General features: G+C 31.7%; 6 protein-coding genes. 4 read left to right on the top strand and 2 right to left on the bottom strand.

What is annotated here, in order from left to right; translation table 11 throughout:
• The 4 genes from GQ540_RS07920 to ccsA all read left to right on the top strand — a co-directional run.
• The coding region (locus tag GQ540_RS07920) for a NapC/NirT family cytochrome c (RefSeq protein WP_291799815.1) at positions 1-450 on the top strand (450 nt) is incomplete at its 5' end.
• 1 nt (position 451) lies between these two features.
• Positions 452-1942 carry an ammonia-forming cytochrome c nitrite reductase gene (gene nrfA, locus GQ540_RS07915; protein WP_291799813.1) on the top strand — a complete coding sequence of 497 codons (1491 nt, stop codon included), beginning with the start codon at positions 452-454 and terminating at the stop codon, positions 1940-1942.
• Between the two features lie 84 nt (positions 1943-2026).
• Positions 2027-3274: a cytochrome c biogenesis protein ResB gene (locus tag GQ540_RS07910; RefSeq protein WP_291799811.1), complete on the top strand. Its 1248-nt coding sequence runs from the start codon at positions 2027-2029 to the stop codon at positions 3272-3274.
• Between the two features lies 1 nt (position 3275).
• Positions 3276-4079, top strand: coding sequence for a cytochrome c biogenesis protein CcsA (gene ccsA / locus GQ540_RS07905; protein WP_291799809.1), 804 nt, complete (start codon positions 3276-3278; stop codon positions 4077-4079).
• A gap of 91 nt (positions 4080-4170) precedes the next feature.
• On the opposite strand, the gene GQ540_RS07900 is transcribed toward ccsA, so the two are convergent.
• Both GQ540_RS07900 and GQ540_RS07895 read right to left on the bottom strand, forming a co-directional pair.
• Positions 4171-6078, bottom strand: a complete 1908-nt coding sequence (locus tag GQ540_RS07900) for a S9 family peptidase (protein WP_291799807.1) — start codon at positions 6076-6078, stop codon at positions 4171-4173.
• A 60-nt stretch (positions 6079-6138) separates the two neighbouring features.
• Positions 6139-6675: an HD domain-containing protein gene (locus GQ540_RS07895; protein WP_291799805.1), complete on the bottom strand. Its 537-nt coding sequence runs from the start codon at positions 6673-6675 to the stop codon at positions 6139-6141.
• Positions 6676-7083: the final 408 nt, after the last annotated feature.

Below are 7083 nucleotides of genomic sequence, written 5' to 3'. Positions count from 1 at the left end.
GTAATGACACCTCAATATACTACTTGGCAAAAAAGTTCGCATAGAGAATGGGCTTCATGTAACGATTGTCATGTTCCGCAAGACAATGTGTTTAAAAAGTACTTGTTTAAAGCGAAAGACGGATTGTATCACGCTTCGGTTTTCACAATGCGTGGTGAGCCTGAAGTAATTAGAATGAAAGAAGCAGGTGTTGAAGTTGTTCAAAACAATTGTATTAGATGTCATGAAGATCAAGTAACAGATGCAAGATTAAGTGCTTCTGTTGAAGATCATTTTGAAAATAGAACCGATAGAAAATGTTGGACATGTCATCAGGAAGTTCCACATGGAAGTGTTCACAGTTTATCTTCGGTTAAATACTATGGAAAAATTCCAGAAGAACATCAAGAAACAGTACCAGAATGGTTAAGTAAATATTTAAAAGAATCAGAAAATAAAACAAATAAATAAAATGAGCACACAAAGAAAACCTTGGAAAAACTGGGTGTTATTTTTAGCATCTTTAGTAGTAGTATTTTTATTAGGACTACTAGTTTCTTCAATAACAGAACGTAAAATGGAAGCAAAATTTGCTTACAAACCACTTACAGAAATAAATAAATTAGAACCAAGAAACGAAGTTTGGGGAGAAAATTTTCCACGCGAATTTCAATCGTATTCCAAAACGGAAGAGGGTAACTTTAGATCGAAATACAATGGTTCTGAAGAGATTGATATGTTAGAAGAAGATCCTCGTTTAGTAGTACTTTGGGCTGGTTATGGTTTTGCAAAAGATTACAATCAAGGTCGTGGGCACGAGCATGCTATAGAAGATTTAAGAGCTACTTTACGTACAGGTGCTCCAACAGGACCAGATGACGGACCAATGCCTTCAACTTGTTGGACTTGTAAATCTCCTGATGTACCTCGTTTAATTAATGAAATTGGTGTAAACGAATATTACAGTGGAAAATGGGCTAGTAAAGGTGAAGAAGTTGTAAACCCAATTGGTTGTGCAAATTGTCACGATGAAAAATCTATGAACCTTACAATTACGCAGCCTGCATTAATTGAAGCATTTGCACGTCAAGGGAAAGATATAAGTAAAGCATCTCATAATGATATGCGTTCATTAGTTTGTGCACAATGCCACTCTGAATATTATTTCAATAAAAACCTTCCAAATAGCAAAGGTGTTCCTTATTTAGTATTCCCTTGGGATGAAGGCCAAACGGTTGAAGACATGGAAAAATATTATGATAATGTTGGACACGTAGATTGGACTCACAAAATTAGTAGAGCTCCAATGTTAAAAGCACAACACCCAGGTTACGAAGTATTTAAAATGGGTATTCACGGACAAAGAGGTGTTTCTTGTTCAGATTGCCATATGCCTTATAAAACAGAAGGTGGACAAAAATTTACAGATCACCACATTCAATCCCCTTTAAATAATGTTGCCAATTCTTGTCAGGTTTGTCACCGTGAAGAAAAAGAAGAATTAATTAAAAATGTATTCGATAATCAGGATCGTATTATTGGAAACAGAGATCAATTAGAACGTTTATTAGTTCGTGCACATGTTGAAGCGGGTAAATGTTGGGAATTAGGAGCGTCAGAAGCTCAAATGAAAGATATTCTACACGGAATACGTTTAGGACAATGGCGTTGGGATTATGCCGCGGCATCTCACGGTGGATCTTTCCACGCACCAGTTGAAACAGGAAGAGTTATAGGTACGGGAATTGATATTACACAAGAAACTAGAATTAAATTAGCGAAGTTATTAATGACTTTAGGATTTAATGGTGATGTACCTTATCCAGCTATTGAAACTAAAGAAGCTGCTCAAAAATTCATTGGATTACCAATAGAAAAAATGGAAGCTGACAAAGCTAGATTCTTAAAAGAATTAGCTCCTAAATGGGACGAAGCTGCTAAAAAGAGAGAAGCTAATTATTAAAAATAAAATGAAGTAGTAGTATTTAGGGTTGAGAAATTTTTATCTGAACACTACTATTTTTTAAAGTTTTATATTTGAACTCTTATGAGTGAAAATCAACAAACGGTTCAACGTAATCTTTGGGAAAATCCTTGGGGCTACGTTGAATCTTTTTTTATCGGATTTGGTTTACTAGTAACAGGCTTTTTTTTAGAAGTTTTTGTTAAAACCAATAATACATTTACAATTTCATATCCATATAACGTCTTCTTTTTAGTTGGATATGTAGTGGCATTAATTATGCTATACAAATGGTTTTCAACCACACAAATTATACGGTGGTTAACAAAAGTACCAGCATCAATTTCAAGTATTGTATTAGTTACATTACTGGTAATGATTATGGGAATTATACCACAAATTCCTTCAGAAAATAACATTATTACTAATTTGGGTTTAAACCATATTACAACTAATTGGGCTTTTTTGCTCATTATTTTTCAGTTTTTAACCTGTTTAGGATTAGTTACAATTAAGAGAATTTCACAGTTAAAATGGTCTAATTTTGGATTTATTTTAAATCATTTAGGGCTGTTTTTGGCACTAATTGCAGGAATTTTAGGAACGGGAGATTTACAACGGCTATCTATAAATGTGTATGAAGGAAAACCAAGTTGGATTGCTACTGATGCACAAAAAAATGAAATTGAATTGCCTTTTGCCTTTTACTTAAAAGATTTTTTAATTAACGAATACAATCCAAAATTAGCGTTAGTTGATAATAAATCCGGAAGTATTGCACATAACAATGGTAAAAACTTGTATTTGGTTGAAAAAGGAGAAACGTACTTTTTTAAGAATTTCGAAGTAACTGTAAATGAGTTTTTCCCAAATTCAGGAAGAATAGGAGACAGATACGAAAAAGTTAACGAAATTGGCTCGCCGCCATCAGCTTCAATTACAGTTAAAAATATTGAAAACGATTCTATTATAAACAGTTGGATAAGCAGTGGAAGTTTCAGATATCCATATGAATCACTTAAAATTAGTGAAGACTATTCTATTGTAATGACGATTCCTGAAGTGAAGAAATTTAGTTCAGATATAGATATTTTAACCAAGGAAGGTGAACGTATAAGTACGGTTTTAGAAGTTAATAAACCCTTTAAATTTAGAGGTTGGAAAATTTACCAACTAAGTTACGATGATAAAATGGGAAAATGGTCTAATTTAAGCGTTTTAGAACTCGTGAAAGATCCTTGGTTACCGTTTATATACATCGGAATTTTTATGATGATTGCTGGTGCTTTCTATATGTTTTGGATGGGAAATAAAATAACTAAAAATCAATAAAATGACTTGGATAGACTTTCCTTTATATAGTTCAATTAGTATTTCATTATGGATACTTGGACTACTTTTTTTATTGATTTCTTACAAAAAAGAAACCGTATTTAAATTTGCAAACCTATTATTTATAGCAGGATGGGTAGTTCTAATACTATTTGTTATAAAATTGTGGATAGAGTTAGATCGTCCACCAATGAGAACCTTAGGTGAAACACGTTTGTGGTACGCAACTTTTTTACCATTAATAGGTTTTCTAACATATATTCGTTGGAAATACAAATGGTTTTTGGCGTATAGTATTGCAATGGCAGGAATGTTTTTAGCCATTAACTATATGAATCCAGAAACGTATTCAAAAACTTTAATGCCTGCATTGCAAAGCCCTTGGTTTATTCCTCATGTGTTGGTGTATTTATTTTCATACGCGGTTTTAGCAGCTTCAAGTATTGTTGCCGTAAAAGGTTGGTACGATAGTTACAAGGGGAAATTTAACATAGAAACTTTAAAATTAGCCGATAACTTAGTATATATTGGATTTGCATTTTTAACACTAGGTTTGCTTTTTGGAGCACTTTGGGCAAAAGAAGCTTGGGGTCATTATTGGACTTGGGATCCAAAAGAAGTTTGGGCATTTTTAACTTGGATGGGTTACTTAATTTACATTCATTACCGTCATTTCCATATACATAAAACACAACAAGCACTTACTATTTTAGCACTTGCTTTTGTTGTTTTACTTGTTTGTTGGTTTGGTGTAAATTATTTACCTGTGGCTAACACTAGTGTTCATACTTATACGCAATATTAGTAGTTGTAAAATTTAGTTATTGAATAATATAAAAACAAGCTGTCTAATTATTAGACAGCTTGTTTTTTATGTTTCTATTTTAAAAGTATGGTTACAAAGTTTCTTTCAGCCATTTATAAAATTCACGTTGCCAAACCAAACTATTTTGGTTGTCTAACACCCAATGATTTTCTTCAGGAAAAAACAATAATTTACTCTTAATTCCTTGTAATTGTGCAGCTTGAAAAGCGGCTAAACCTTGTCCAATAGGAACTCTATAATCTAGTCCTCCTTGAATAATTAGCATTGGAGTATTCCACATACTCACTTTTTCAGCAGGATTAAATTCGGTATGAGATTTTTGCGCAGCTTTATTGTTTTTATCCCAATAAGCACCACCTAAATCAAAATCAACAAAGAATAATTCTTCTGTAGTTCCATACATACTTCTCCAATCAAAAATTCCATCGTGAGAAATAAAACTTTTAAATCTTCCTTCGTGAATTGCAGCTAAATAAAATACTGAATAACCACCATAACTTGCACCAATTGCACCTAATCTGTCATTATCAACATATGGTTCTTTAGCTAATTCATCAATTGCAGAAAGATAATCTTGCATATTTTGACCACCATAATCTTTACTAATTTGCTCGTTCCATTCTACACCATAACCTGGCATTCCTCTTCTGTTTGGAGCAACAATAATATATCCGTTAGCAGCCATTAACTGAAAATTCCATCGGAAAGAATAAAACTGACTCAACGCTCCTTGCGGACCACCTTGACAATATAGTAATGTTGGGTATTTTTTTGAAGGATCAAAATTTGGAGGGTAAATAACCCAAGTTACCATATCTTTTCCATCGGTAGTTTTAACCATTCTTTTTTCAATTTTACTAAGTGAAATTGAATTATAAGTAGCGTCATTTGCATGAGTTAACTGTTGCATTTCCCCATTTTTCAAATTAACCGAATATAATTCAACAGCGTGGTTCATATCTCTACGACTAGCAACAATGGTATTTTTTGTTTGACCTACAATACCGTTTACATCAAATTGTCCGTTGGTAATTTGTTTAGGCGCGCTAATTTTTTCTTCTGAAGAAGGAATTTTAATTTCAAACAGATGAACAGTTCCCTGAACTGGAGCTACAAAGTATATTTTATCACCTTTATCTTGCCAAACAAAACTATTTACGGTTCCGTCCCAATTTGCAGTTAAGTTACTATGCTTACCATCAATAATCACAATAATATCATTTTTGTCAGACTCATAACCATCTCTTTTCATTTGCAACCATGCTAATTGCCCTTTTGAAGAAAATGCAGGTTGTGTATCGTATCCTTTGTTTTCAGAAGTTAAATTAGTTGTAGTTTTTGATTGAAGATTGTATTGGTAAATATCACTATTAGTACTAACGGCATAATCAACACCACTTAATTTTTTGGTAACATATAAAATATGGTTACTATCTGGACTCCAAAGAAAATCTTCCGATCCACCAAATGGTTTTTGTGGACAATCAAAAGGTTCTCCAGCCATAATATCAATTGCTTCAGAAGTTTCGTTTTTTGTAGATTTATAGAAAACGTGGCTAAAAGCACCATCTTCCCAAGTATCCCAATGACGATAATTAAGTGCATCGTAAATTTTTACATTTGATTTTGGCACATCATTGTAATAATCTTGACCTGTAACTTTTTCAAGTTTAACATCGGCAGTTGTAATTTTATAGCGGCCATTTGGAGATATATTTTTATCAGTCAATAAATCTGCATAATCAGCAATTACTTGTGCACCTCCTCCTTTTATAGGAATTTGATAGGTTGTTGAGGTTTTTTTATTTGTTTCAATAGTATAGCTAGAGATACTATAAATAAGATTTTTACCATCTTTTGTGATTCCTTTTCCTGAAACTTTATTTAGTTGAACTAGCATTTCGGGTGTTAGAACGTCTTGAGCTGTAAGCCCAATAGATAGTATTAAAAAGGTAAAGTTTAAAATAGTTTTATACATGCTTTTAGGAATTTTAAATATGAAAATGTAGAATTTTAATGAGCTAGTTTTTAGTAGCACTTATGTTATGTACTTTTTATATTCGTTAATTTTATTTTTTAATCTCATGTTCAAATACTCATTTTTGTTATGAAGCATTTTATGAAGCATTTTTGCTTCTTCGAGATAGTTAATAGTTTTGTCTTTACTCCAGTAGCTAGGCGGTTCTTGTAAATTTGTAATTCTATCAGCTAACTTAGCCATTCCAACTTCTTTATCTAATTTATTGATGCGATTAAGGCTATCAATCATTTTTTCATTTTTTGATGCTAAATGGTTGTTTTTTGTTAAGGCTTCAACACCCAAAGCTACTTTTTCTCCAAATTCATTTTTAATTTCATCAAAACTTGTTTCAGTATCTTCAATTGTATCGTGAAGTAAAGCAACTTGTATTGTAAAATCTAAGTCAAAATTACTGTCAGCATTATAAGCCATGAGTATTTCCATTGCTACATTTGAGAGATGTAGCAGATAATTGGAATTTGTTCCAGGAACTTTTTGATTACAATGCTTTTCACCAGCAAATTTTATAGCTTTTTGATAAGTATCTTGTATCATTCGTAATTTTCTAATTGTGTGAACCAATTATTAAGTTAAACTCAATTCACAAATTTATTGTTTTAATTTGAACTTAAGCGTGTATAAAATTACACTTTAACATAATTTAAGTTAATAGAATTTATTATTTAAGATTAATTCCTCTTTTATAATACAACATAACTAAATGAAAATCAGTAAATTATAATTTTAATTTAGTATTAATTTTATTTTTTTTGATAAAAAAATTGTTTGTTTGGGTTAAACATTTGTTAATCGGGTATAAGTAAATAGGTAAAGGAAGATTTAGATATACATTTGAAATATCAAAACAAACAATGTTTAACTAAAACCTATTTATTATGAGAAAATTTAAATTAATGGCACTAGCCTTAGTAATTGGAACAGCGAGTTTATTTGCTGCCAATG

Source organism: Lutibacter sp. (assembly GCF_013139515.1).
GTDB lineage: Bacteria > Bacteroidota > Bacteroidia > Flavobacteriales > Flavobacteriaceae > Lutibacter.
The sequence above is the reverse complement of the archived record's forward strand: the minus strand, read 5'-3'. Positions and strand labels throughout refer to the sequence as shown.